The sequence below is a fragment of the Pseudomonas sp. HP_08 genome, from assembly GCF_055284095.1.
This window is the reverse complement of sequence record NZ_JBTOQC010000051.1, coordinates 208,703-232,286: the sequence shown is the minus strand read 5'-3', so window position 1 is coordinate 232,286 and position 23,584 is coordinate 208,703. Positions and strand designations below refer to the sequence as shown.

Below are 23,584 nucleotides of genomic sequence, written 5' to 3'. Positions count from 1 at the left end.
CTGACAGCGCATAAACGCCCTTCCGCAGGCCAGGATATCTATCCCCACATGAAAGACAGAGCCACCGTTATCTGCAAACGCGACGACCAGATTCTTTGTGTACGCAAGCCCAAATCGCGCTGGAACCTGCCAGGCGGCAAGATCGAAGCCGGCGAAACCCCCAAGCAAGCCGCCACCCGTGAGTTACGCGAAGAAACCGGGCTGCGCGATCTGCAACTGTTGTATCTGGACGAGTTTACCGGTGACCAGGTGCGCCATTATGTGTTTGTGACCGTGGTGCCAAAGAAGGACAAGCCCAAGCCCCACAATGAGATCAGTGCCTGCAAGTGGCTGGCGGACACTCAGTGGAGCGACCTCAAGGTCAGCAACGCCACCAAGTCGATCATCAAGGCCTTTGCTCGCCAATCCTGAACGGGCCTGCAAAGTGCCAACTGCTGCACATCCCTGCCATGTGCAGGCGAACCTGCGCGGTTTTTCAGGGTCTTTCAGGCTGAGAAAACAACGACGGACCACGACAATGAGCCTGATCGACTGCCCTGAATGCGCTGCCCGCATTTCTGACAAGGCCTATGCCTGCCCACAATGCGGCAACCCCATGCGCGAAGCGTCCAGCCGCCTGCTTAGCGAGAAAAACATCGGCCAGATTGCCGGCGCCACCGGTGTCTGGCTGACAGCCCCCTGGATTGCGCGGATGATTTTTGGCGTGGTGTTTGTGATTGCAGCCGCTGCCGTGCTGATTTTCCGGTAAGCCGGCGCTTTTAAAAGCACCAGACGCAAAAAAGGCGACCCTTTCGGATCGCCTTTTTTGTACCGCCCAGCAGAGCGGATTTTGTTTGGTAGGCGCGATTGGACTCGAACCAACGACCCCCACCATGTCAAGGTGGTGCTCTAACCAACTGAGCTACGTGCCTGCTGTGAGGCGGCATTCTACGGAAATTCAAAACCCTGTCAACGACTTTTTTCAGTAAGCCACTGAAAAACCGGATTTTTTATCGAGAGGCGTGCCCGCGCTCATACCTCTACCCGATTGCGCCCGCAGGCCTTGGCCCTGTAAAGCGCGCTGTCAGCCACCTCAATGATCGAGGGCTTGCGCAGGGCAATCTCGTTACCGCGGAAACAGGCGATGCCAAAGCTCATGGTTACGCGACCGCATGGGCTCGACGCATGAGCGATATTCGCTTGAGCCAGCGCTTCGAGCATCGCAGTGGCCAGCTGATGTGCACCTTCGGCGTCCGTGTCCGGCAGAATCGCCGCCAACTCTTCGCCGCCATACCTGGCCACCAGGTCTGAAGGACGCCGCACGCAACCTGCGATTACACGACTGACCGCTTGCAGGCACTCGTCGCCTGCGACATGGCCATACGTGTCGTTGAACAGTTTGAACAGATCGATATCCATCAGGATCAACGACAACGGCGTCCCGGCACGCTGAGCACGCCGGGCTTCCGTTTCCAGTGTTTCGTCGAAACAGCGTCGATTGGCCAGGCCCGTCAGTTGATCCTTCGAGGCCAATTGTTCCAGCTTTTGATTGGCGCTCATCAGTTGCTGACGGGCCATCTGCAGTTGGGATTGCGCTTCAATTCTGCGCTTGATGAGATTGAACAACACCCAGCCGGTGCCGGCCGTTAACAGGATCAATACCGTCAGCACCATCAATGACAGCTGGGTTTCAATCCGCCAGGTTCGCAAAGCCTCGTTTTTGCCAAGGGCTACGGTCGTGATCAATGGAAAGTTGTCGCTCTTGCGAAAAGCATATAAACGCTCGACACCGTCAAGCGTTGAAGTGAGCGAAGCCGTCCCGGAGTCGCGGTCCATAAAATACTTTCTAAACCCCGGCGACTGGGAAAAGTCCTTGCCCATGTCTTGTTCACGGAAGGGATAGCGCACCAGCAACTGACCGCTGGCATAGGCCAGGGAAATCGCGCCATATTCACCAACATCGATCTTGCCGTACAAGTCCAGAAAGTTCTTGATGCCCAGCCTCGCGACGACCACTCCGGCAAACCTGTCGTCGTCATCGTCCACACGACGACTGATCGTAATGACCCACTCTTTGGTCACGCGATGCAGGATGGGCGGACCAATGAATAGATCGCGCGACGGATCATCACGGTGATGAGTGAAGTAGGCACGGTCGCTGCCATTGAGTCCGGAAGCAATAGTGCCGCCCGATGACAACAGCGAGTTGCCATCCTTGTCGTAGAGGGTGATGCCGCTCAATTGCGGCATGGCGCCATGCTGAACCTTCAGAAACTTGTGCAGCCGATCAAACTGCGCAGGACCCGCGCCTTCAGTTTCAATACGTTCGACCACGCTGTTAAGCAGCATCGAACTCTGACGCATGATGCCTTCGGAATAAGTCACTAACGCCTGGGCCAGGTTCGCGCCATTGATATTCACATTGCTCAAGGCTCCTTCACGTGCCGCCATGATTTTCCAGAAAGTGATGAACACCAGCGAAAAACACACGATCAATAAAAGCGCTACGACGAGCTGAAGATCACGTTTCACTTGAGCACCTGACAGCCAGATCCAGTACACGCTGCCGCGACCAACCCTTGACGGGATGACCCGACACAGCGAGCCAACCCCTGGCCCGCCGTGGCGCATGGTAGCACTTGAGCGAGTGATAGCCCTATGCCGTGTAATGGATTAAAAGCAGGTCACGCCCCCGAACTGCCCCTGCGCGGCCCTGCAATTGCCCAGGCGATCAAGCCCAGCACGGGAAACAGAAAGATACCTGCACTCCAGGCCGCTTTGACGCCTGGACTTTTCTCGCTGCGCCATACTCCGATGATCACCACCACGTCTGCAATTAATACGAGCAACGTGAACGGCAGCCATAACAGGCTGATAATTGCTTCCATGACGGGTACCCCGCAATTGATAAATACAGCTAAACGAATACCGGCACGGCATTCGGAGGCGGGGCATTTTGCAAAAAATCCCCCCATAAAAGAAGGGCGGTCGTCGCGGATCATCTGATGGAGACATGATTCAAGTCTGGCTTTCATGAATATTCGATGCAATGGTGCCGCATCGATCAGGACTGCAGCATTGATGTGCCGGCCCGCAGCGCCTCATTCACAGGGCTGATAATCTCGAACCAGGAGCCGAAATGGCCATAGCATCGACACTTTGCATCTACCACGCCAATTGCGCCGATGGCTTCGGCGCCGCCTGGGTCGTGCGCCGCCGGTTCGGAGCCGACGTCGAGTTCTACGCTGCCAGGCATGGAGAACCGGCGCCTGAAGTCTCTGGCCAGCATGTCGTGATTGTGGACTTCGCCTACTCCTTCGACGTGCTGACCGCGATGGCCAGCACCGCGCTGTCAGTTCTGGTTATCGATCACCACAAGACTGCACAAGCCGATCTGGCTGATGTGAAGCCGGTTCCTGACCGGCAGCAGCCAGGTCCACTCGAAGGACTGCATGCCGTGTTCGACATGAACCGCTCCGGTGCCGGACTGACCTGGGATTACTATTTCAAAGGCAAGCCGCGGCCCGACCTCATCAATCACATTGAGGATCGTGACCTGTGGCTGTTCAAGCTTGAAGGTACACGGGAGATCACCGCGAACCTGTTCAGCCATCCGCAAGACTTCGAGGTGTGGGATGAGCTCATGGCTACGCCGGTCAGCGCACTGCGCGACGAAGGCGCCGCGATTGAGCGCAGCCGACGCAAAGAACTGGCTGATCTCTTGCGGACCACTCAGCGGCGCCTGGTGATTGGCGGATTCGACGTGCCGGCAGCCAACCTGCCCTTTACCCACGCCAGCGATGCAGGGAATCTGATGTGCGCTGATGAGCCTTTCGCTGCGATCTATTGGGATACGCCGAAAGGACGGTCTTTCTCTTTGCGCAGTACCGACGCCGGCGAGGATGTGTCTGCGATTGCCAGGCACTTCGGCGGCGGAGGACATCGTAATGCGGCGGGCTTTAGTGTGCCGTACGGGCATGAGCTGACGTTGTACGTTGAGCCGGACCACATCAAGGACGGTGATTGCACAGTCCAGGCCGATTAAGATAGCGGCTTACACCAACCCGGCCCAGCGCCGGGCCTTTTGTTTGTGGTGATCCCCTGCTCTGCCAGGGTGGCGACCATTCAAGTGCCGGGAAGCAAAGACAAGTGGACTCATGGAAATCTCTTTCATTTATCGTCGTCGCGGCGATCAGCACTCCGTCATTGGCAGCCGAAAACAACAACCCATTCCAGGCGGCGTTGATGCTTACCACTGTAGCTCCGTTTGTTATCGTTTCAGGAGCAACAGCAGTTACATCAAACATTCCTGAAGCTTTCAAGTCAGCCAGGACCGACGCTCTGGTATTCATTGGTTCAGGTGGCGAGATTCGTGGCGCGGAGTTCGAACAGGCTTCCCGTTATTACCGCTCCACCTACACCTCGCCGCTTATGTCCGACATACAACTGGCCCAGGCAATCGCGGCTTCGCTCTGACACCCGTCGTAAAGATGCCTGCATTAACAGGAAGGACACGGAAAAAGGGGATCGAGTACATCGAAGCGAATGCCGGACTGGCTTTTTGAATGCGGGGAGTTTTGCAAAGTTTTTTGCAAATAAAAAAGGGGGAGATCATTTCTGATCTCCCCCCTTCCCAGCCCGCGCATTACGCGGGTTTTGTCTGGTAGGCACGATTGGACTCGAACCAACGACCCCCACCATGTCAAGGTGGTGCTCTAACCAACTGAGCTACGTGCCTGCTGTGAGGCGGCATTCTACGGAAATTCAAAACCGTGTCAAACGTTTTTTTCGCTAAGCCACTGAATTCGAAAACTTTTTATAAACGACCCGTTTTGCATCTTTAACAATCTCGGGTAGGATCGCCATCATTCGTCAAGAATTTTAAACGGAGAGTTCGCATGGCGAGCATTGCCTATCCTCAGTCTTATTACGCAGCGTCAGCCAATCCGGTGCCGGAGCGCCCTGCCCTGCAAGGCGATGTCGAGACCGATGTGTGCATTATCGGTGCCGGCTACACCGGGCTTTCCAGCGCGCTGTTTCTGCTTGAGCATGGCTTTAAAGTCACGGTGCTGGAGGCGGCGAAAGTCGGTTTCGGTGCCTCGGGCCGCAATGGCGGGCAGATCGTCAACAGTTATAGCCGCGACATCGATGTGATCGAGCGCAGTGTGGGCGCGGACCAGGCGCAACTGCTGGGTCATATGGCCTTTGAAGGCGCGCAGATCATTCGCGAGCGCATTTCGCGTTATGCCATTCAGTGCGACCTGAAAGATGGCGGTGTGTTTGCCGCCCTGAATTCCAGGCAGATGGCGCATCTGGAAGGCCAGAAACACTTGTGGGAACGCTATGGTCATTCGCAACTGCAACTGCTGGACACCGCGCGCATGCGTGAGGTGGTGCAGTGCGACCAGTATGTCGGCGGCATGCTGGACATGAGTGGCGGGCATATTCATCCGCTGAACCTCGCACTGGGCGAAGCGGCTGCGGTTGAATCGCTGGGCGGCGTGATCTACGAGCAGTCGGCGGCGATTCGCATCGAGCGCGGCGCCAATCCTGTGGTGCATACCGCTCAGGGCCGGGTGCGGAGCAAGTTCATCATCGTGGCGGGCAATGCCTACCTGGGCAATCTGGTCCCGGAACTGGCGGCCAAGTCGATGCCGTGTGGCACGCAGGTGATTACCACTGAACCGCTTGGCGATGAGCTGGCGCGCACGCTGCTGCCGCAAGACTATTGCGTCGAGGACTGTAACTACCTGCTGGACTATTACCGCCTGAGCGCCGACAAGCGTCTGATCTTCGGCGGTGGCGTGGTTTATGGCGCACGGGACCCTGCCAATATCGAAGCGATCATCCGCCCGAAGATGCTCAAGGTCTTCCCGCAGCTGAAGAACGTGAAGATCGATTACGCCTGGACCGGCAATTTCCTGCTCACCCTGTCGCGGCTGCCGCAGGTTGGCCGTCTGGGCGACAACATCTATTACTCGCAAGGCTGCAGCGGCCATGGCGTGACCTACACGCACCTGGCCGGCAAGCTGCTGGCCGAAGCGCTGCGCGGCCAGGCGGAGCGCTTCGATGCGTTTGCCAGCCTGCCGCATTATCCGTTCCCGGGCGGCCAGTTGCTGCGCACGCCGTTTACGGCGCTGGGTGCGTGGTATTACAGCTTGCGGGACAAGCTGGGGTTCTGACGCCTAGCGCCCCAGCGTCTTGACCGCCTCCCCGGCCGCCTGCTCCTGGCCGGCCTTTGCCAGCGCCTCGGCCGCTTGCAGCCAGCGCTGGCGGTCGACATTGACGGGGAGCTGGCGGGCGCCCTGCACCAGCACGGCCCAATGGCCGGCGTCATTCCAGGCCGAAGTGAAGCTGTCGAACTTCATCAACAGACGCCGGTTCATACCCGCCTGCAACAACACCCCGTCACGGTAACGGTCGTAGCCGACCAGTACGGCGTAGCGCGGCTCTTTCCACAGCGCCGAACCTTCGCTGAAGCGCAACAGCACCGGGTAACCGGCAGCCAGTTGAGCCTTCAGATCGCTCAACTGGCCATTTAGCGGATAAACCACAAACCCGTACTCACGGGCGACACGCTGCAGGTTCTGCTCCAGCTGCGCCTCAGCGCCGGGCAGTTGCAGGTTTTTCTCCAGCAGGCCGGGTGTCGTACCAACGTTTTGGTGGGCCAATACAGTGGCCAAGGCGTTCGGCCCGCTCTGGAAGGCATTGCCGCGAAAGAATGGCATCGACGTCAGTTCGACCCGGTCGGGCAACCCTTGTGGATCTGGCGGCAGTGCATGCAAGGTGCGTGGCGAGGACGAACAGCCTCCCAGAATCGCCAGCATGGTAACTGCCAGCCCGACCCGGACCGCCCTGGACGCAAATGATACCGGCAACATGTTCCCTCACTTGATCGAACGTCAGGCGACCGCTGACCTGACGGGAATGCGGATCATAGAGCGGCGCACGCCGTCGGTATAGCCTTTAGGCCTGTTGCCATCATTGCATAGAGCAAAACAGTCGAAGCCGGCAACCACTTGTCAAGTTGGCGAAACACTCAGGGGTCTAGACTGTCGGTTATCAAGACTGCAACAGATTGCAGCAACTGTGGAGGTACATCCATGAACCTGGAAATGACCATCGTGATGTTGATCGCCGCCTGGCTTGCGGTAGCCTGCGCCATGCTCTGGGGCGTTATGCGTATTGCCCGCCGCCATCATCGTCATCACACCCAACCCACTCCAGTTGTTCAACGTTCCAAGCCCGCCAGACATCACAAGATTCGACCGGCGACCGCTCACTGATATTGTTTTTTCAGACCTGAAAGCAAAACGGTCGGCCCCATGACAGGACCGACCGTTTTTTTTCACTCGCCTGCAGGCATCAGGCGGTAGAGGCTTTCTTGCGTTTGGAGCGACGCGCCAGCATGTTCAGCACCTCGATCAGCGCCGAGAAAGCCATCGCTGCGTACACATAGCCTTTCGGCACATGGGCACCAAAGCCTTCGGCGATCAGCGTCATGCCGATCATGATCAGGAAGCCCAGGGCCAGCATCACCACGCTCGGGTTCTCGTTGATGAACTTGGCCAGCGGGTCAGCGGCAACCAGCATCACCACAACAGCGGCCACCACAGCAATGATCATGATTGGCAAGTGTTCGGTCATGCCCACTGCGGTAATGATGCTGTCGATGGAGAACACCAGGTCGAGCAACAGGATCTGCGCAATGGCGGCGCCCATGCTCAGGGTTACCTTGGAACCGACGGTGTCTTCCTTGTCGTGCGCCTCATCCATGCTGTGGTGGATTTCAGTGGTCGCTTTCCAGACCAGAAACAGACCACCGGCGATCAGGATCATGTCTTTCCAGGAGAATGCCTGGCCCAGCAACTCGATCACCGGCTCGGTCAACTGCACGATCCAGGCCACGGTGCTGAGCAGACCCAGGCGCATGATCAGCGCCATGCCGATACCCAGCCGGCGCGCCTTGGGCCGCTGATGCTCCGGCAGCTTGTTGGTCAGAATCGAGATAAAGATCAGGTTGTCGATGCCCAGCACCACTTCCATCACCACCAGTGTTGCCAGCGCCACCCAGGCCGCCGGGCTTGAAGCAAGTTCCAACAGGTATTCCATATAGATATGTCCCGAATGAGCCAAGGTTAATAACGTCAGATTTCCTGCCCGGCTTTAGTGCCGGAATCTTTTGGCTTTGCCGCAGGCTCCACGACCGACAACTCTTCACGAGCTTCCTGAAGCGCCTTGGTGGCCGCTTCATGGGTGTCGTCGATGGCCTGTTTGGCGGAACTTGCCGCCGTATCGAGCATTTGCTTGCCGGCTGTTTCAACCTGATCACAGCCACTTATTACAAACAGAGAACATGTCAACAATGCAGCATAAATAGAGACTTTCATGGTTTCCTCGATCATCGGTGCCTGCCGCGTGAGCATCATGGCGATGAGGAAGCATTCTAAAGACCTTGTAACATCAGGAAAATTCGCATTTACAAGGTATATACTTCGGTTTTTACGAAGTGTTTCAAACCCATGCTCAATTACCGTCAACTGCACTATTTCTGGGTGGTTGCCAAGACTGGCAGCATCGTTCGCGCCTGCGAGCATCTGAACCTCACTGCCCAGACCATCAGCGGTCAGATCAGCCTGCTGGAGCAAGGCCTTGGCGTAGACCTGTTCCAGCGCGTGGGCCGGCAACTGGAGCTCACCGAAGCCGGGCGCCAGGCGCTGCCCTATGCCGAGCAGATGTTTCAACTGGGCAACGAACTGGAAACCGTATTGCGCTCACGGCTCGATGAACAGCAGATCCTGTTTCGCATCGGCGTGGCCGATGTGGTGCCCAAGTCCATCGTGTACCGCCTCATCGCGCCGACCATGGAGCTGAACGAGCCGGTACGTATCACCTGCCGTGAGGACAAACTCGAACGCCTGCTCGCGGACCTCGCTATCCAGCGCCTGGACATGGTGGTGTCCGACAGCCCCATGCCGCCGCACCTGGACATTCGTGGCTACAGCCAGAAACTGGGCGAATGCGGCGTCAGCTTCTTTGCTACCGAAGAGGTCGCGCAGCGCTTGCACCCGGATTTTCCGCAAGCGCTGGACAACGCACCGCTGCTGATCCCCGGCCAGGACACCGTGGTACGTGGACGCCTGATGCGCTGGTTTGCCGAGCAAAAGATACGCCCGCGCATCATTGGCGAGTTCGACGACAGTGCGCTGATGAAGGCGTTTGGCAAATCCGGCAGCGGCGTGTTCGTTGCCCCCAGCGTCATCGCTGACGAAGTACAGGCGCAGTACGGCGTGCGCATGATCGGTCAGACCGACGCGGTGACCGAATCGTTCTACGCCATCACGGTAGAACGCAAAGTGCGCCACCCCGGCGTCGTGGCGATCACCGAGGGCGCGCGCAACAAGCTGTTCAGCGACTGATCAGGCGCTGGCAGGCTGGCCTGCCCTGATCATGCCCAGCGCCAGAATGATGGCCAGCACAATGATGCCGGCCGCCGCGAAGCCAAGGCTGGCCAGCCCCAGGCTGTCGATGACCCGCCCGCCAATCAGCGCGCCCAGGCCGATACCGAGGTTGCCACCGGCCACGTTCAGCGAGGCGGCAAAGGCCGGCGCCTGAGGCGCAGCCTTCATGATGCGCACATGGCAGACCAGAAACAGCGCCGCCTGAGTCACGCCCCAGACGGTCAAGGCCGCCGCCAGGGCCGGCAACGAATGAATGCTTGGCACCACCGCCAGCATGCCGGCAATCAGAAAGGCACAGAACACCAGGCTGGCGACCAGCGGATGACGATCGACCATGCGCCCGCCCAGGGCATTGCCCAGCAAGCCCACCGCACCAAAGCCCATCAGGCACCACCCCACCACCGAACCATCGAAGCCGGCCAGGCGCTCGAGAATGTCGGCCAGATAGGTGTAGGCAGTGAACATGCCACTGAACACCAGCACCGACAGCAATACATGCCCCTGCATCAGGCGGCTGCGCAGGATGCCGAACTGGCTGAGCATCGACACCTGTTGCGCCGGCCTGGATTCAGGCAGCCAGATGGCCAGCAGCAAGGCCTTGAGCAGCGCCATGCCGGCCAGCACCGCAAAGGCGCTGCGCCAGCCGAACATATCGCTGATCAAGGTGCCGGCCGGAATGCCGAAGACCATGGCGCAAATGATGCCGACGCCAAAACGCGCCACCGCGCGACCGGCAAACTCGGGGCCGGCGATATTCACCACGGTTTCACTGGCCAGCGCCCAGAACACCGGCAGACCCAACGCCGGGATCAACCGCGCCACGGCCATCACTGCAAAATTGCTGGCCAGCGCAGCAATCAGGTTGGAGGCTGCAAACAACAGCAGCACGCCAATGAACAGCCGCTTGCGCTCGAAGCGCGAGAAGTACGCGGTCAGAAAAGGGCCGAAGGCGGCCACGGTAAAGGCAAACAGGGTCACCAGCAGCCCCGCCTGTGAAATCGAAACATTCAGATCACGGGCAAGCGCCGGCAACAGGCCGACGATAACGAACTCCGTAGTCAGCACCGTAAAGCCGGCCGCCGACAACAGAAAAATGGGCAACATGCGCAAACTCCAGAACGACACGAATCAGCCGCAGCAATGGGCGGCCTTAAGAAGGGCCGACGATTATAGACGGCCCGGCCGGCCGATCGTTGCGACTTTTCGCCCGTCAGGGCGCTGTCCTCTGGCAATAATTCTCGCCACACCATAGGCTGGCGGCCTGCCATTGCTCAGGGAGTACAGCATGTCCAATACCACCGAAACCACCGCCGATTCACACGCATTGCATCTGGACAGCAGCCAGGTACGGGTACTCGGTTGCCTGATCGAGAAAAAGGCGACCAACCCGGAAACCTACCCGCTGACGCTCAACGCACTGATGCTGGCCTGTAACCAGAAAACCAGCCGCGACCCGGTCATGAGCCTGACCCAGGGCCAGATCGGCCAAAGCCTGCGCAGCCTGGAAAACATTGGTCTGACCCGCCTGGTGATGGGCAGCCGCGCCGACCGCTGGGAGCATAGGGTCGACAAGCACCTGGAACTGGTGCCGGCGCAGGTGATCCTCACCGGCCTGTTGCTGCTTCGCGGTCCGCAGACGGTCAACGAGTTGCTGACGCGCAGCAATCGCATGCACGACTTCGAAGATGCCGAACAGGTGGTGCACCAGCTCGAACGCCTGATCGCCCGCGGCCTGGCGTCGCTGTTGCCACGCCAGAGCGGCCAGCGCGAAGATCGCTATATGCACAACCTCGGTACCGAGGAAGACCTGCAGGCGCTGCTGGCCAACCGGCCGCAAGCTACAGAACGCAGTGCCCCGCCTTCAAGCGAGCGCCTGGACGAACTGGAAGCACGCATCGCCGCACTGGAAGCGCGGCTGGCGCAGCTCGAGGGCTGAGGTTTACAGACTGCGGGCAAACGCCGCCGCACGCTGATACTGCTCGTCACTGGGACGCACGCCGGTGTACAGCACAAACTGCTCCAGCGCCTGGATCGCCGCCACCTGATCGCCGCTGATCAGGTGTTTGCCCAACCGGCGACCGGCCCGGATCAGCGGCGTTTCAGCGGGCGTGGCAACCACATCGAACAGCGTCTGGGCCGCTTCGATGGCCGCCAGCTCAAAGGCCAGCTCATCAGCCTGGGCGCCAGCCATGCCCAGCGGCGTGACATTGACCAGCAAGGGTGGTCGCTCATCACCCAGTTCAGGCTGCCAGCGCAGGCCGCACGTCTCGGCCAGGCGCCGGCCCGCTGCCTCGTTGCGGGCAACGATGATTCCATCGGTAAAGCCTGCATCGCGCATGGCGCACGCCACCGCCTTGGCCATGCCGCCGCTGCCGCGCAGGGCAAATGGTGTGCGCGGCACGGCATGCGCGTCGAGCAGCTGCGCCACAGCAATGTAGTCGGTGTTATAGGCTTTGAGATGGCCCTCGGTGTTGACAATGGTGTTGATCGACTCGATGGCCGCCGCCGAAGCGTCCAGCTCGTCGACCAGTGCGATGCAGTCTTCCTTGAACGGCATCGACACGCCGCAACCGCGAATGCCCAGCGCACGCATGCCATTGACCGCGCCGACCAGGTCGTTGGGCGCAAAGGCCTTGTAATAGAAATCCAGCCCCAGTTCACGGTACAGATGGTTATGAAAACGCACTCCGAAGTTACCGGGACGGGCGGCAAGGGACATGCACAACAGCGTGTCCTTGCTGGCGGTGACGGGCATGTAAATCTCCTGAACGGTATTGGCTAAAGCCTGCAAAACAGGCGTACACTCGCGGCCACAGACGCTGCCGAAAAAGACGGTTTGGTGCAACAGGTGCCTACCTTACACAAACTTTACTCAACGGCTTCGCAGATCTGAACAAAACCGCTGTCTTAGCAATAACCCCGTAGCAGCACCAGAGCCGGTGCAACGCGATAACGGGTCGAAAGCCGAGGAACAACCATCATGATTCGTCAATTACCCAAGATCGCCTTGTTTGTAGGTGCACTGGCCCTGGCAGGTCAGGCCAACGCCGGTGGCCATGGTTGGGGAGGTCCTGCGATCGTCGGCGCAATCGTCGGCGCAGCTGTTGTCGGTGCCGCCGTGTCTTCGGACCGCGGTCGCGATCGCACGGTGTATGTAGAGCGCGAGCCTGTCTATGTGCAGCAGCCACGCACCGTTTACTACGCACCGCCACCGCCGCCGGTCTATTACCAGCCGGCTTATGAAGTGGTCGAGCGCTACCCTGGCCCACCGCCAGGCTACTACCGCCAGTACGCGCCACCGCCGCCGGTCTACTACGGTCGTCCGAGCCGCTGGTAACCCACAAGACCCCGCCCTCCCGGCGGGGTTTTGTTTTATGGCGTCCCCAAGCTTCTATCAATGACCACTATCGAAACGGTTGATTTCTACGTGACATCAGCCTTGAGTAAAGTGGCCAGCATGAATAGATGGAGGCAGCCATGAACGAAGTACACATCATGTCGGTAGTCGGCAGTGCCGTTCCCGTGCCACTCAGAGAACAAGGCCTGCTGGCCTGCTGGTACCTGATCCGCGACGGCGAGCCGATTGGCGGGCCGTTCACTTCACGCCCGCAGGCCCAGGCGTTGTCCGAGCAACTGGCTGCCCCCACGCTCAACAGCTAAGGCGTTTCACGAGCGCTCGGCAATCACCACAATCAACTGGCAGCGCTGGGTCAGCTTTTGCAAGCGCCGCTCCAGCGCCACATATTCGGTGCGATCGGTACGCCCGCTGTCCAGCTCTTCGATGAGGTTATTGGCCACCTGACGCAACTCATGCGCTACCACAATCCGGTCATCGTTGAGGTCGCGCTTGTGCGACTCGAACACCCGGTGCAGGTAATCCTGCAGGGTGAACTTCAAACGATGGCGGTCATTGGCACGCAGATGCGGCAAGTTCAGGCTGATGCGCCCGTGCATCTCGCTCAATTCCCCACACAGGTACTGAATGCGCCGCGCATAACCAACCTCACGTGCGCGATGACGCAAGGCGGCCTGATGCGCCTCTTGCTGGCGCTGAATGGCCGGCACTGCCACCGCCATCAACAGTGCAACGATCACACCGCTGGCCTGTACCCAACCGGCCCAGTCGACCGGCCTGACGAAAAACCCCGCCCCCAGCAGCAGGACTGCAAGAGCCACTGCAACGATTACCAGCACGCCATAATCCTTGCCGATCAAGCCTTTGGGCATTACCTGACTCCTTGAATCCGTTACATACGATAGGGCTGGGATGCTAATCGGTGTCAGCATTGGATACCACGAATATCGGTCCTGGCCTGGCTAAAAGCGCTTTCCTACTTAACAGTGTCTGAATAAGCACACTTTCGTATGATTAAAAGGATGAAATGCCGGTGGCGCCCCATCGACTTTAAGTAAAACCTGCTCCTAAAATGCACACTTTATTTCTGTTTACGTGCACGTGCGCACAATCATCGAGTGAGCTTACTTGAAAATTCGTCATACGCTTCTGGGCCTCTTGTTTGCACTCACCGGCCCACTGCTTGGCACTCAGGCCTTTGCCAATGAATCGGCAGCCCTGGCACGCGACCCGGCCAATCTTCACCTGGCCTCCGGCAGTACCATGGTCGTCGATCTGCAAAGCAACAAAGTGCTGTATTCCAATAACCCGGATGTGATTGTGCCCATTGCCTCGGTCACCAAGTTGATGACCGCCATGATTGTGCTGGACGCCAAACAATCGATGGACGAAGTCATCCCGGTCGATATTTCCCAGACAGCAGAAATGAAGGGCGTGTTCTCCAGAGTCAAACTGGGCAGCCAGCTTAACCGTCGCGACATGCTGCTGATCACATTGATGTCATCGGAGAACCGTGCCGCCGCCAGCCTGGCCCACAGTTACCCCGGCGGTTATCCGGCCTTCATTCTGGCCATGAACAACAAGGCCAAGGCGCTGGGCATGAAGCACACCGTCTATGTCGAGCCTACCGGGCTTTCGGTCTATAACGTCTCGACTGCTCGCGACCTGACCAAGCTGCTGCTGGAGGCGCGCAAATACCCGATGCTCAGCGAACTGAGCGCCACCGAAGAGAAGACCGTACGGTTTACCAAACCCAACTACACCCTGGGCTTTCGTAACACCGACCATCTGGTACACCGCGAAAACTGGGACATCCGCCTGACCAAGACCGGCTTCACCAACCAGGCCGGGCATTGTCTGGTGCTGCTGACCAACATGGCCAAACGTCCGGTGTCGGTGGTGATCCTCGATGCCTTCGGCAAACAGACCCACTTCGCCGATGCCAGCCGCCTGCGCAAATGGCTGGAAACCGGCCAGAGCGGCCCGGTGCCGGAAGTGGCGTTGCAGTACAAGAAGGAAAAGAACCTGGCGATCCGCCAGAACGGCTTGCAGCAAGCCAAGGAATAATCGGGGAAGGAGCGGCATAGCCGCTCCTTTTGCATTGCCTTGGTTAAACTTTAGTTAAACTGCGTCACCAGTTTGGTATTCAGGTAAGCCTCGATTGCCTCGATCCCGCCCTCTGAGCCATAGCCGGAATCCTTGATGCCGCCAAACGGCACTTCCGGCAAGCCAATGCCCTGATGGTTGATCGACAGCATGCCCGCTTCGATACCGTAGCTCAGGGCCTGCGCAGTCTTCATCGAGGTGGTGAAGGCATACGATGCCAGCCCGAACGGCACGCGGTTGGATTCGGCGATGGCTTCTTCCAGCGTATCGAACGGCACCAGCAAGGCCACCGGGCCGAACGGCTCGTCGTTCATGATGCGCATCGCCGGCGTCAACCCGGTCAGCACGGTGGGTTCGAAGAACCAGCCCTCGCCTGCCACAGCCTTGCCGCCGGTCTCGACCTTGGCACCCGCGCCGACTGCATCGTTAACCAGATCACGCAACGCCGGCACCCGGCGCTCATTGGCCAGCGGGCCCATGGTGGTGTCCGACTCCAGGCCGCTACCGACCTTGATTTCGCGGGTCAGGCCGACAAACTGCTCGGTAAATGCATCGAATACCGAACGCTGGACCAGAATCCGCGTGGGCGACACGCATACCTGCCCGGCATTGCGGAACTTGGCGGTGGCCAGAGTACGGGCCGCCAGGTTCAGGTCGGCGTCTGCGAACACCAGCGCCGGCGCATGACCGCCCAGTTCCATGGTCGCGCGCTTCATGTGCTTGCCGGCCAGCGCCGCCAGCTGCTTGCCCACCGGCGTCGAGCCGGTAAAGGTGACCTTGCGGATCACCGGGTGCGGAATCAGGTAGCCGGAAATCTGCGCAGGATCGCCATACACCAGACCGATCACACCGGCCGGGACGCCGGCATCATGAAAGGCACGAATCAGTTCGGCAGGCGATGCCGGGGTTTCTTCCGGGGCCTTGACGATGATCGAGCAACCCGCCGCCAGCGCCGAGGACAGCTTGCGCACGACCTGGTTGATCGGGAAGTTCCACGGCGTGAACGCCGCCACCGGGCCGACCGGTTCCTTGATCACCTTCTGCTCGACATTGGCGCCGCGCGATGGCACCAGGCGGCCATAGCTGCGACGGGCTTCTTCGGCCAGCCAGTCGATGATATCGGCGGCCGACAATGCTTCGGCACGCGCTTCGCTGAGCGGCTTGCCTTGTTCCTGGGTCATGATGCGGGCAATCGAGTCAGCGCGTTCGCGCACCAGTACCGCCGCCTTGCGCATGATCTTGTAGCGATCGAAGGCCGACACCGCGCGCCAGGCGGCAAAGCCACGGTCAGCAGCGGCCAGTGCGTCGTCCAGGTCGCTGATATCGGCATGTGCTACCTGGCCGATGATCTGGCCGGTCGCAGGGTCAAGCACTGGCTGGGTACGGCCGTCGTGAGCAGCGCGCCATTGACCATTGATATAAAGCTGAACATCCGGATACATGAAGCTCTCCATTAACCGTTGAACAAAGGGCTAGAGGGCCATCATCCAGTGGCCCTCGTCAAGCCTTAAAGAATCGGCTTGCCGCCGGTCACGCCAAAGCGTTCGCCAGACAAGTAACTGCCCTCTTCGCTGGCCAGCAGCACATACAGCGGCGCCACTTCGACCGGCTGGCCGGGACGACCCAGCGGGGTATTGCTGCCGAACTGCTCGACTTCATCCTCAGGCATGGTGGCGACGATCAACGGTGTCCAGATCGGACCCGGCGCGACGCTGTTGACGCGAATGCCGCGCTCGCCCAGCAACTGCGCCAGGCCACCGGTGAAGTTGGCAATCGCGCCCTTGGTGGTGGCGTACGGCAGCAACGTCGGCTTGGGCATGTCGGAGTTGACCGAGCTGGTATTGATGATCGACCCGCCCTTGGGCATGTGCGGAACTGCGGCCTGGCAGATGCGGAAAATCGCGGTGATATTGATATCGAAGGTGCGCACCCACTCTTCATCGGGGATGTCTTCGAAGCGCTGGTGGGTCATCTGGAATGCCGCGTTGTTGACCAGCACATCGATGCGGCCGAATTGCTCGACGGTCTTGGCCACCGTCTCCTGGCACACCGATCTGTGCGCCAGATCACCCGGCAACAACAGGCACTGACGACCGGCTTGCTCGACCCAGCGTGCCGTTTCCTGAGCGTCTTCATGTTCATCCAGATAAGCGATGGCGACATCGGCGCCTTCACGGGCAAAGGCGATGGCCACCGCACGACCGATGCCGCTGTCGCCGCCGGTGATCAGCGCAATCTTGTTCTGCAAACGGCCGGAGCCTTTATAACTTTCTTCGCCGCAGTCCGGATACGGGTCCATCTTGCCTTGCAAACCAGGCACTGGCTGTTGCTGCCTGGGGAAAGGTGGACGTGGATAATCGGTCATGAGATTTCTCCTGAGTGTTCGGAACGTGACCTCTTTGTGTCCCGCTATTCAGGTGCAATGTTCAACGCGATTTCGCCTGGCCCTGACGAATGGTTAGTCCGCACTGCCTTGTTTGCCCGCCGCATGCCTGCCGGCGATATAGCCAAAGGTCATCGCCGGCCCCAGGTTGATACCGCCCGAGGGATACACGCCGCCCATCACACTGGCCATGTCGGTGCCGACCGCATACAGGCCGGCAATGACGTCGCCATGGGCGTCGAGCACCTGCGCCGCAGGGTTGGTCTTGAGCCCGGCAAACGTGCCAAAACTGCCGGGCAGGACTTTGACCGCATAGAACGGCGCCTGCTCGATCGGCGCCACGCACGGGTTGCCCTCACGCATCAGCGGGTCGCCCTGTTTGCGGTTGTAGGGCGTCGAGCCGCGGCCAAATTCGGGGTCTTCGCCGTTGCGCGCATGTTCATTGAAGACACGCACGGTTTGCGCAAGACCTGTCGGATCAATGCCGCAGGCACGCGCCAGCGCTTCGATGGACTCGCCGCGCTGCAGATAACCGCTGCGCACGGCCGGGCCTACCGGCAAGGGAAATGGCCGCGAATGGCCCAGCCCGAAGCGGCGCTGAAAGCGGTGATCGCAGATCAGCCACGACGCCACCTCTTCGCCGTGCGGCGCCTGGGCGACCATGGCGGCGGTGTAATCGTAGTAACCGTCGGCCTCGTTGACGAAGCGCTTGCCGTTCGACAACACACCGATCAGGCCGGGTTTGGCGCGGTCGATGATGTGCGGAAAATGCCCGCTCGTGCCATCGGCATGCATAACCCGCGACACCGGCGCCCAGGCCACCGGCGAGGCCAGATCGACAGCCAGCACGCCGCCGGCCGATTCACCCAGGCTGATGCCGTCGCCAGAGCATTCCTGCGGCGGCAACGCCAGGTGTTCATGGCCAGAAGGCGTACGCGGGAACAACGCCTTGCGCCGGGCGATGTCATGCGGAAAGCCGCCTGCGGCCAGCACCACACCCCGACGTGCATGAATCTCGGTCACGCCTTGTGGCGTGTCGACGCGGGCGCCGGTCACCCGCCCCTGTTCGATGAGCAACTGCCGCGCCGGCGCCGACTCGATCAGCGTCACACCCAGGTCGACGGCGGACCTGGCCAGCCGCCCGATCAGCGCCACGCCATTGACCAGGTGCATGGCCCGGCCATGCCGTGCCAGGTCACGCAGGTGGCGGACAAAGCGTTTGCTCACATGCACGAAGGATTTGAACGAGCGGGTCATGCTCAGGAACGCCGCCAGGTCCGCGCCGGCCATGATCGGCATGCCCAGAAACGAGGTTTCACGCATCGTCTTGCGCAAGCGCTGTAGCAGCGGACCCAGCTCGCGGGCGTCATACGGCGCGGCGATGACCTGATGACCCTGCAGTCCGGCGCCCGGTACGTGACCATGGATGTCCGGAATGCCATTGCCGTCGACCCATTGCACGGCGGTGTGCTGCTCGAAAAACGCGACCATGCGCGGCGCATGCTCGAGAAAGGCATCGACCCGCCCGGCGTCGAAACGCTCGCCCAGTTCGTGTTGCAGGTAAGTGCGCGGCTGTTGCGGGTCTTCGTTGATGCCGGCGCGCCTGGCCAGCGGATTGCCGGGCACCCATAGCCAGCCGCCGGACCAGGCGCTGGCCCCGCCGAAGGTGTCATGCTTTTCCACGACGATGACCTTCAGCCCGTGATGGGCGGCCGTCACCGCAGCCGCCAGGCCCGAAGCCCCCGAGCCGATCACCAGCAGGTCACAGTCCAGACGCCGCACCGCGTTTTGAGAATGCTCGCTCACCGTGGCTCTCCTTGCTGTGCATCCAGGGCGCTGAGCCGCGGGCTCATCAGCGCCGGCGAGCCTGGCATCAAGTGGCGGATTTCTTCGGCGGCCGCCAGCAGCGCAGGTGCGATCTGGTGCAAACGCGCTTCAGGCAGGCGAAACACCGGACCGGCCACGCTGACCACGCCGATCACCTTGCCGCTGACCGGATGGGTCACGGCCACGGCAATCGCCGACATCCAGTCGGCAAAGGTCTGGATCGCCAGGGCATAGCCCAGCGTGCGCGTCACTTCAATGCGCGGCAGCAGCGTGCCGATGCTTTGCGGCGCGTCGGGACCGTAGTCCTGCACGCTGCCGAAACCCTGTTGCGCCACCCGTTCAAGCGCTTGCGGGTTGTCCATGCTCGCCAGCCAGGCGTAACCGCTGGCCGAGCAGGACAACCGCGCGGCCATGCCCATGTCCGGGTCATAGCGCAGCCCTGAACGGGCGCCCTGCGCGCGCGCCACCCAGACCAGGCGGTCTTCGTCGACCACCGACAGGCGCACAAGCTCGCCGACCTCGCCCGCCAGGCGGTTGAGCACCGGCTGCACGGCATCGACCATGCCTTCGGCGCTCAGGTGGGTGAAGGCCAGGGTTTGCAGCTTCGAGGTCAGCACATAGGTGCCGCGCTCATGCTCCTGGCGCACAAAACCGGCCTCGCACAGGGTATTGAGCAGCCGATGGGTCGCGCTGCGCGGAATCTGCAACTGCTCGGCAATCACGGTCAGGGCAATGCCCTCGGCGCTGCTGGCGAGCATTTCCAGAATGGCCAGGCCGCGTTCGAGCAAACCGGCGTGGCTGGAAGGTGTGGCACTGGCAGCGCTCGGCATCAGCGGTCTCCTGTCGGGATAATCACGATTTCTGGAAGAGTGTTCCAGTTGATGGCGAGGAAAGTATTCCAGCCCTGCCCATGCTGTCAATTGCTTTACCAGGGACACGACCAGTCACTGGAAATCAATTCCAGATAGCCACTTGATTTAAAACCGGAACTCGGTTCTAACTAGAAAAAGGCGTTCGACCCGGTGATCACCGATCGAGCATTTTTTGCGCAACCCTCCAACAACGAGAGTCGACCATGAGCGAACCGGTCTTTTCCCTTGCCGCCCTCACCGTGCTGGAGCTATCGCCGCCGGACATGGTGGAGGTCGCCGCGCGCGCAGGTTACAGCCACGTGGGGCTGCGGCTGTTGCCGGCCACGCCGCAGGAGCATCACTTTGCCCTGCTGAGCGACGCCGGTTTGCGCCGCCAGACGCATCGGCGTTTGCGCGACACCGGCATCAAGGTGATGGACATCGAAATCCTGCGCCTCACACCGCAGACGCAGGTGGCGGACTGCCAGGCCCTGCTGGAAACCGGGGCGGAATTTGGCGCCACCGAACTGCTGGTAGCCGGCAACGACCCGGTTGAGGCGCGAATGATCGAGCATTTTGCGGCGCTCTGCGACCTGGCGGCCGGCTTCGGTATTCATCCGCACCTTGAGTTCATGCCCTGGACCGACACGCCGGACCTGACGCAGGCCCTGCACATTGTCGAGCAGGCCAATCGCGCCAATGGCGGCGTACTGGTCGATGCGTTTCACTTCAACCGTTCGGGTTCATCACTGGCGCAACTGGCCACCGCCACAGCGGCCAGTCCACAGCGCTTTCGCTATGCCCAGCTGTGCGATGTAGCCGGCCCGCGCCCTGACGACATGGATGAAATCCTGCGCCAGGCACGCAACGAACGGCGCTTTCCGGGCGACGGCGAGTGTGATCTGCACGGGTTGCTCAAGGCGCTGCCCGCCGCGACGCCGCTGAGCCTGGAAATTCCCACGCGGCAATTGCTGGAGCAAGGCGTAAGCGCCTATGAACGCGCCAGTGTCGCCTTGCAAAAAGCCCGCTCGGTGCTCGGCCTGGCGAACACCCGGTAACCTTGCACGGCAGCGCTCAGCCCAGACGTGCAATCGCCTCGATCTCGATGAGATAGCCATGATGCAGTTCTGGCACGGGAACCACGGCACGCGCGGGAAGGTGCGCGCCCAAAGCCTGGGCATACAGCGCGTTGAAGGCGGGCCAGTGCTTGACGCCGACAATGTAGACCGTGACTTTCACCAGGTCGGTCATTTGTGCTCCTGCGTGTTCGAGAATGGCCAGCAGGTTATTCAAGGCGATTTGCGCTTGCGTCTCGAAAGGCTCATTCGCGCTATGGCTGCCATCGGCACGAACCGGAAGTTGCCCCGAGACATACAGCGTGTCCTGATAACGCACGGCCTGAGCGTAATGCCCGCCGGGAGGCGCTGCCTGGGCGGTTTGCACAGGTTGAATCGTATTACCAGCCATAGAGCCGACTCCATTGCTCGGCAGCACCGTTGCTGTCGATGCCTTGGTAAAAAGGAAATTGTGCACCGGTCGCGCAGGCGTGGTTGGGCAGGATGCGTAACCGGCTACCGATGGGAAAACGCTGTTCGAGGGCCTCGCCGTCCAGGCCCTCAAGGGTCACGATGCCATGTTCCTGATTGGCGCTGTGCAGTAGCGCACCCTCGATCCACTGGCCCTGAAGGGTGCAGACCTGGCCGTAGCCATAGTCATGGTTTTGCCGTTGGGTACCGCGGTCCCGGCTCATGGCCATCCAGCCTGAATCGGTAATCACCCAGCCTTTTTCCGCCTGGTGGCCGATCACGGTCGTCAGCACGCTCAGGGCCAGTTCATCGCGCTGACAGACCCCCACGTTGTGCATGACCAGGTCAAAAAACACATAGACCCCGGCGCGGACTTCCGTCACGCCGACAAGATCCTGTGCCGACAGCGCGGTGGGCGTAGAGCCGATGCTCACTTCGGGGCACGCGATGCCCAAGGCCCGAATGCGCTCGGCTGCGGCAACACACTCACGCCGCTCCTGTTCAGCGAGTCGCTCAAGCGCCGGTCGATTATCGAGTTCATAGCTTGAGCCGGCGTGGGTCAAAACGCCTTTTACATTCATGGCGCCACGCTGAAGGGTTCGCGCCACCTCTAGCAACGCTGCGGATTCGCTCTTGAGTCCCGAGCGATGCCCGTCGCAGTCCACTTCAATCCACACGTCGAACACCGCGCCATGCTGATGAGCAAAGGCAACGATTGCCGCTGCACCCTGGACGCTGTCCGTGAGAATGCTCAAATTGCATCCGCGCTGTTTCAGCTCATGCGCCTGGGACAGCTTTGCCGGCGCCATCGACACCGCGTAGAGGATGTCATCGATGCCTGAATCGAAGCATTGCTGCGCTTCCTTGAGCGTCGAAACGGTGACGCCGCACGCGCCCGCCTCGATCTGCGCGTTGATCACCGGCAGGCATTTTGTGGTCTTAACATGCGGCCGCAGGCGCACGCCGAGGCGGTCCATTCGCTGCTGCATACGCTCGATATTCGCGAGCATCTTCGCCCTGTCGATAATGGCGGCCGGCGTTTGCAATCGGGAAAGTGAAGAGGTCATGGGCAGTACCTGGTTGAAAGCTGACCTGAGTACTCTACTCATTCGAGATTAAGCTGTGGTTCAATGTTGGGTCATCAATGATTAAGAAAGACTGAATGATCTCCATAGAAGACTTGCGCCTGGCCGTGACCCTGGCGCATTCGGAATCGCTCAGCGCGGCCGCGAGAAGACTGAATGTTTCTGCACCTGCGCTATCGATGCGGCTGCGTAAGCTGGAAGCGCATCTGGGCGTCAACCTGGCGAGTCGGGACGCGCGCAGGTTAAGCCTGACGGCAGAGGGAGAACGCTTCGCAGCGGAGTCGGCCACATTGCTGCAACAGCTGGAGGCGCTGCCCGAATCATTCAGGCGCGCTGATGACGCACTGACCGGAACACTGCGACTGGCAGCACCGTTCGGTTTTGGCCGCCAACGTATTGCGCCATTGCTCTCCAGATTCGCTACAGCGCATCCACAATTGCGCGTTCATCTGGATTTACGCGAGACGCCCTGGCCCGATCGCCATGACAGCGATGCGGTGATTCACATCGGCCGTATCAGCGACAGTTCGTGGGTGGCGCGTACGCTTGTCAGTAACGAGCGATGGTTGTGCGCCAGCCCTGAGTACCTGGCCGTACGCGGCACTGCGCAGACGCCAGAAGACCTGGTCAACCATCGGTGCCTCTGTATCCGCGAAAACGAAGAAGATGTAACGCTGTGGCACTTGCGCAAGCGCTCGGTGAGTCGTGTGTTACGCATCGAGCCTGCCATGCTGACCAACGACGGCAGTGTTGCCCGCGATTGGGCTGAGCAGGGACAAGGGCTGGTGCTTCGTTCCGAATGGGATGTCAGGGAGTCCATCAGCTCTGGAAGGCTGGTCAGGGTGTTGGCTGACTGGTCATTCGAAAGTGCCCCCGTCTCACTGCTGATACCTTCGCGCAAACATCAGACTGCCAGAGTGCGCGCCTTGGCGAATTTTTTGATTGAGGCAATCAAACTTTAAAACGCCTTGCGCACTCCAGCATCAAGCCAGGTTCTTCGATGAAAAGCGC

27 protein-coding genes and 2 tRNA genes are annotated in these 23,584 nt (G+C 60.3%); 13 read left to right on the top strand and 16 right to left on the bottom strand.

The features are described 5' to 3' along the window. The first annotated feature begins 48 nt into the window (after window positions 1-48). Together ACYAS9_RS27585 and ACYAS9_RS27580 are read left to right on the top strand one after the other, a co-directional pair. Window positions 49-411 (top strand): NUDIX hydrolase, encoded by a 363-nt coding sequence (locus tag ACYAS9_RS27585; RefSeq protein ID WP_463571619.1) that lies wholly within the window; start codon window positions 49-51, stop codon window positions 409-411. A gap of 106 nt (window positions 412-517) precedes the next feature. After that, window positions 518-748 carry a zinc ribbon domain-containing protein gene (locus tag ACYAS9_RS27580; protein WP_463571617.1) on the top strand — a complete coding sequence of 77 codons (231 nt, stop codon included), beginning with the start codon at window positions 518-520 and terminating at the stop codon, window positions 746-748. An 86-nt stretch (window positions 749-834) separates the two neighbouring features. Here the strand turns inward: ACYAS9_RS27580 and ACYAS9_RS27575 are convergent. The 3 genes from ACYAS9_RS27575 to ACYAS9_RS27565 form a co-directional block, all read right to left on the bottom strand. Then, window positions 835-911 (bottom strand) — tRNA-Val (locus ACYAS9_RS27575). 100 nt (window positions 912-1,011) lie between these two features. Beyond that, complete coding sequence (locus tag ACYAS9_RS27570; protein ID WP_463571615.1) at window positions 1,012-2,511, bottom strand: sensor domain-containing diguanylate cyclase; 1,500 nt, start codon at window positions 2,509-2,511, stop codon at window positions 1,012-1,014. A 152-nt stretch (window positions 2,512-2,663) separates the two neighbouring features. Beyond that, window positions 2,664-3,014, bottom strand: a complete 351-nt coding sequence (locus ACYAS9_RS27565; RefSeq protein WP_463571614.1) for a PLD nuclease N-terminal domain-containing protein — start codon at window positions 3,012-3,014, stop codon at window positions 2,664-2,666. Window positions 3,015-3,118: 104 nt separating this feature from the next. Between ACYAS9_RS27565 and ACYAS9_RS27560 the strand changes: the two genes are divergently transcribed. Next, on the top strand, window positions 3,119-4,024 hold the full coding sequence (locus ACYAS9_RS27560; RefSeq protein ID WP_463571613.1) for a DHH family phosphoesterase: 906 nt from the start codon (window positions 3,119-3,121) through the stop codon (window positions 4,022-4,024). Between the two features lie 104 nt (window positions 4,025-4,128). Beyond that, window positions 4,129-4,455 (top strand): DUF2388 domain-containing protein, encoded by a 327-nt coding sequence (locus ACYAS9_RS27555; RefSeq protein WP_463571612.1) that lies wholly within the window; start codon window positions 4,129-4,131, stop codon window positions 4,453-4,455. Between the two features lie 185 nt (window positions 4,456-4,640). On the opposite strand, the gene ACYAS9_RS27550 is transcribed toward ACYAS9_RS27555, so the two are convergent. Beyond that, window positions 4,641-4,717, bottom strand: a tRNA-Val gene (locus ACYAS9_RS27550). A 160-nt stretch (window positions 4,718-4,877) separates the two neighbouring features. Between ACYAS9_RS27550 and ACYAS9_RS27545 the strand changes: the two genes are divergently transcribed. Continuing rightward, window positions 4,878-6,161, top strand: a complete 1,284-nt coding sequence (locus tag ACYAS9_RS27545) for an NAD(P)/FAD-dependent oxidoreductase (protein ID WP_463571610.1) — start codon at window positions 4,878-4,880, stop codon at window positions 6,159-6,161. Between the two features lie 3 nt (window positions 6,162-6,164). Here the strand turns inward: ACYAS9_RS27545 and ACYAS9_RS27540 are convergent, their stop codons facing one another. Beyond that, window positions 6,165-6,860, bottom strand: a complete 696-nt coding sequence (locus ACYAS9_RS27540; protein ID WP_463571609.1) for a peptidase C39 family protein — start codon at window positions 6,858-6,860, stop codon at window positions 6,165-6,167. 222 nt (window positions 6,861-7,082) lie between these two features. Here ACYAS9_RS27540 and ACYAS9_RS27535 point away from each other — a divergent pair, with 222 nt between their 5' ends. Continuing rightward, window positions 7,083-7,265: a hypothetical protein gene (locus ACYAS9_RS27535; RefSeq protein WP_463571608.1), complete on the top strand. Its 183-nt coding sequence runs from the start codon at window positions 7,083-7,085 to the stop codon at window positions 7,263-7,265. A 79-nt stretch (window positions 7,266-7,344) separates the two neighbouring features. Here ACYAS9_RS27535 and ACYAS9_RS27530 read toward each other — a convergent pair whose 3' ends face one another. Then, window positions 7,345-8,091 carry a TerC family protein gene (locus ACYAS9_RS27530; RefSeq protein ID WP_463571607.1) on the bottom strand — a complete coding sequence of 249 codons (747 nt, stop codon included), beginning with the start codon at window positions 8,089-8,091 and terminating at the stop codon, window positions 7,345-7,347. Between the two features lie 35 nt (window positions 8,092-8,126). After that, window positions 8,127-8,369, bottom strand: coding sequence for a hypothetical protein (locus ACYAS9_RS27525; protein WP_463571704.1), 243 nt, complete (start codon window positions 8,367-8,369; stop codon window positions 8,127-8,129). A gap of 132 nt (window positions 8,370-8,501) precedes the next feature. Here ACYAS9_RS27525 and nhaR point away from each other — a divergent pair, with 132 nt between their 5' ends. Then, entirely contained in the window at window positions 8,502-9,398 is an 897-nt protein-coding gene (nhaR, locus tag ACYAS9_RS27520) for a transcriptional activator NhaR (protein ID WP_463571605.1), read from the top strand. Here the strand turns inward: nhaR and ACYAS9_RS27515 are convergent, their stop codons facing one another. After that, window positions 9,399-10,544, bottom strand: a complete 1,146-nt coding sequence (locus ACYAS9_RS27515; RefSeq protein WP_463571603.1) for an MFS transporter — start codon at window positions 10,542-10,544, stop codon at window positions 9,399-9,401. It abuts the gene before it with no gap. 181 nt (window positions 10,545-10,725) lie between these two features. Between ACYAS9_RS27515 and ACYAS9_RS27510 the strand changes: the two genes are divergently transcribed. After that, window positions 10,726-11,376 carry a YceH family protein gene (locus ACYAS9_RS27510; RefSeq protein WP_463571602.1) on the top strand — a complete coding sequence of 217 codons (651 nt, stop codon included), beginning with the start codon at window positions 10,726-10,728 and terminating at the stop codon, window positions 11,374-11,376. A gap of 3 nt (window positions 11,377-11,379) precedes the next feature. Here the strand turns inward: ACYAS9_RS27510 and ACYAS9_RS27505 are convergent, their stop codons facing one another. Continuing rightward, window positions 11,380-12,195, bottom strand: coding sequence for a shikimate 5-dehydrogenase (locus tag ACYAS9_RS27505; protein WP_463571600.1), 816 nt, complete (start codon window positions 12,193-12,195; stop codon window positions 11,380-11,382). 225 nt (window positions 12,196-12,420) lie between these two features. Between ACYAS9_RS27505 and ACYAS9_RS27500 the strand changes: the two genes are divergently transcribed. Both ACYAS9_RS27500 and ACYAS9_RS27495 read left to right on the top strand, forming a co-directional pair. Beyond that, a complete protein-coding gene (locus tag ACYAS9_RS27500) occupies window positions 12,421-12,777 on the top strand; it encodes a hypothetical protein (RefSeq protein ID WP_463571599.1) in 357 nt (118 codons plus the stop codon). A gap of 140 nt (window positions 12,778-12,917) precedes the next feature. After that, the gene (locus tag ACYAS9_RS27495) at window positions 12,918-13,100 is read left to right on the top strand and encodes a hypothetical protein (protein ID WP_463571597.1); all 183 of its coding nucleotides are present in this window, start codon (window positions 12,918-12,920) and stop codon (window positions 13,098-13,100) included. Window positions 13,101-13,106: 6 nt separating this feature from the next. On the opposite strand, the gene ACYAS9_RS27490 is transcribed toward ACYAS9_RS27495, so the two are convergent. Further along, the gene (locus ACYAS9_RS27490) at window positions 13,107-13,667 is read right to left on the bottom strand and encodes a hypothetical protein (RefSeq protein ID WP_463571596.1); all 561 of its coding nucleotides are present in this window, start codon (window positions 13,665-13,667) and stop codon (window positions 13,107-13,109) included. A 256-nt stretch (window positions 13,668-13,923) separates the two neighbouring features. On the opposite strand from ACYAS9_RS27490, the gene pbpG reads away from it, so the two are divergent. Beyond that, entirely contained in the window at window positions 13,924-14,862 is a 939-nt protein-coding gene (pbpG, locus tag ACYAS9_RS27485; protein WP_463571594.1) for a D-alanyl-D-alanine endopeptidase, read from the top strand. 50 nt (window positions 14,863-14,912) lie between these two features. On the opposite strand, the gene ACYAS9_RS27480 is transcribed toward pbpG, so the two are convergent. The 4 genes from ACYAS9_RS27480 to ACYAS9_RS27465 all read right to left on the bottom strand — a co-directional run bounded on the left by ACYAS9_RS27480 (window position 14,913) and on the right by ACYAS9_RS27465 (window position 19,941). After that, complete coding sequence (locus ACYAS9_RS27480; protein WP_463571592.1) at window positions 14,913-16,343, bottom strand: NAD-dependent succinate-semialdehyde dehydrogenase; 1,431 nt, start codon at window positions 16,341-16,343, stop codon at window positions 14,913-14,915. A gap of 65 nt (window positions 16,344-16,408) precedes the next feature. Continuing rightward, the gene (locus ACYAS9_RS27475; protein ID WP_463571591.1) at window positions 16,409-17,266 is read right to left on the bottom strand and encodes an SDR family oxidoreductase; all 858 of its coding nucleotides are present in this window, start codon (window positions 17,264-17,266) and stop codon (window positions 16,409-16,411) included. A gap of 93 nt (window positions 17,267-17,359) precedes the next feature. Beyond that, window positions 17,360-19,090 (bottom strand): FAD-dependent oxidoreductase, encoded by a 1,731-nt coding sequence (locus tag ACYAS9_RS27470; protein WP_463571589.1) that lies wholly within the window; start codon window positions 19,088-19,090, stop codon window positions 17,360-17,362. Next, window positions 19,087-19,941, bottom strand: coding sequence for an IclR family transcriptional regulator (locus ACYAS9_RS27465; protein ID WP_463571588.1), 855 nt, complete (start codon window positions 19,939-19,941; stop codon window positions 19,087-19,089). The genes ACYAS9_RS27470 and ACYAS9_RS27465 overlap by 4 nt, the downstream gene beginning before the upstream one ends. A gap of 245 nt (window positions 19,942-20,186) precedes the next feature. Between ACYAS9_RS27465 and ACYAS9_RS27460 the strand changes: the two genes are divergently transcribed. After that, window positions 20,187-21,020 (top strand): sugar phosphate isomerase/epimerase family protein, encoded by an 834-nt coding sequence (locus tag ACYAS9_RS27460; protein WP_463571587.1) that lies wholly within the window; start codon window positions 20,187-20,189, stop codon window positions 21,018-21,020. A gap of 16 nt (window positions 21,021-21,036) precedes the next feature. Here the strand turns inward: ACYAS9_RS27460 and ACYAS9_RS27455 are convergent, their stop codons facing one another. Further along, window positions 21,037-21,429 (bottom strand): RidA family protein, encoded by a 393-nt coding sequence (locus ACYAS9_RS27455; RefSeq protein ID WP_463571586.1) that lies wholly within the window; start codon window positions 21,427-21,429, stop codon window positions 21,037-21,039. Continuing rightward, a complete protein-coding gene (locus ACYAS9_RS27450) occupies window positions 21,419-22,555 on the bottom strand; it encodes a DSD1 family PLP-dependent enzyme (protein ID WP_463571585.1) in 1,137 nt (378 codons plus the stop codon). Before ACYAS9_RS27450 ends, ACYAS9_RS27455 begins: the two co-directional genes overlap by 11 nt. A 95-nt stretch (window positions 22,556-22,650) precedes the next feature. Between ACYAS9_RS27450 and ACYAS9_RS27445 the strand changes: the two genes are divergently transcribed. Beyond that, window positions 22,651-23,535: a LysR family transcriptional regulator gene (locus ACYAS9_RS27445; RefSeq protein ID WP_463571584.1), complete on the top strand. Its 885-nt coding sequence runs from the start codon at window positions 22,651-22,653 to the stop codon at window positions 23,533-23,535. Window positions 23,536-23,584: the final 49 nt, after the last annotated feature.

Coding starts and splice junctions, on each gene's coding strand:
- ACYAS9_RS27530 (WP_463571607.1), bottom strand. CDS start 8,091: ATGGAATACCTGTTGGAACTTGCTTCAAGCCCGGCGGCCTGGGTGGCG.
- ACYAS9_RS27540 (WP_463571609.1), bottom strand. CDS start 6,860: ATGTTGCCGGTATCATTTGCGTCCAGGGCGGTCCGGGTCGGGCTGGCA.
- nhaR (WP_463571605.1), top strand. CDS start 8,502: ATGCTCAATTACCGTCAACTGCACTATTTCTGGGTGGTTGCCAAGACT.
- ACYAS9_RS27510 (WP_463571602.1), top strand. CDS start 10,726: ATGTCCAATACCACCGAAACCACCGCCGATTCACACGCATTGCATCTG.
- ACYAS9_RS27565 (WP_463571614.1), bottom strand. CDS start 3,014: ATGAAAGCCAGACTTGAATCATGTCTCCATCAGATGATCCGCGACGAC.
- ACYAS9_RS27585 (WP_463571619.1), top strand. CDS start 49: ATGAAAGACAGAGCCACCGTTATCTGCAAACGCGACGACCAGATTCTT.
- ACYAS9_RS27580 (WP_463571617.1), top strand. CDS start 518: ATGAGCCTGATCGACTGCCCTGAATGCGCTGCCCGCATTTCTGACAAG.
- ACYAS9_RS27560 (WP_463571613.1), top strand. CDS start 3,119: ATGGCCATAGCATCGACACTTTGCATCTACCACGCCAATTGCGCCGAT.
- ACYAS9_RS27445 (WP_463571584.1), top strand. CDS start 22,651: ATGATCTCCATAGAAGACTTGCGCCTGGCCGTGACCCTGGCGCATTCG.
- ACYAS9_RS27465 (WP_463571588.1), bottom strand. CDS start 19,941: ATGCCGAGCGCTGCCAGTGCCACACCTTCCAGCCACGCCGGTTTGCTC.
- ACYAS9_RS27525 (WP_463571704.1), bottom strand. CDS start 8,369: ATGAAAGTCTCTATTTATGCTGCATTGTTGACATGTTCTCTGTTTGTA.
- ACYAS9_RS27505 (WP_463571600.1), bottom strand. CDS start 12,195: ATGCCCGTCACCGCCAGCAAGGACACGCTGTTGTGCATGTCCCTTGCC.
- ACYAS9_RS27535 (WP_463571608.1), top strand. CDS start 7,083: ATGAACCTGGAAATGACCATCGTGATGTTGATCGCCGCCTGGCTTGCG.
- ACYAS9_RS27545 (WP_463571610.1), top strand. CDS start 4,878: ATGGCGAGCATTGCCTATCCTCAGTCTTATTACGCAGCGTCAGCCAAT.
- ACYAS9_RS27455 (WP_463571586.1), bottom strand. CDS start 21,429: ATGGCTGGTAATACGATTCAACCTGTGCAAACCGCCCAGGCAGCGCCT.
- ACYAS9_RS27475 (WP_463571591.1), bottom strand. CDS start 17,266: ATGACCGATTATCCACGTCCACCTTTCCCCAGGCAGCAACAGCCAGTG.
- ACYAS9_RS27515 (WP_463571603.1), bottom strand. CDS start 10,544: ATGTTGCCCATTTTTCTGTTGTCGGCGGCCGGCTTTACGGTGCTGACT.
- ACYAS9_RS27490 (WP_463571596.1), bottom strand. CDS start 13,667: ATGCCCAAAGGCTTGATCGGCAAGGATTATGGCGTGCTGGTAATCGTT.
- ACYAS9_RS27500 (WP_463571599.1), top strand. CDS start 12,421: ATGATTCGTCAATTACCCAAGATCGCCTTGTTTGTAGGTGCACTGGCC.
- ACYAS9_RS27495 (WP_463571597.1), top strand. CDS start 12,918: ATGAACGAAGTACACATCATGTCGGTAGTCGGCAGTGCCGTTCCCGTG.
- ACYAS9_RS27480 (WP_463571592.1), bottom strand. CDS start 16,343: ATGTATCCGGATGTTCAGCTTTATATCAATGGTCAATGGCGCGCTGCT.
- ACYAS9_RS27450 (WP_463571585.1), bottom strand. CDS start 22,555: ATGACCTCTTCACTTTCCCGATTGCAAACGCCGGCCGCCATTATCGAC.
- ACYAS9_RS27460 (WP_463571587.1), top strand. CDS start 20,187: ATGAGCGAACCGGTCTTTTCCCTTGCCGCCCTCACCGTGCTGGAGCTA.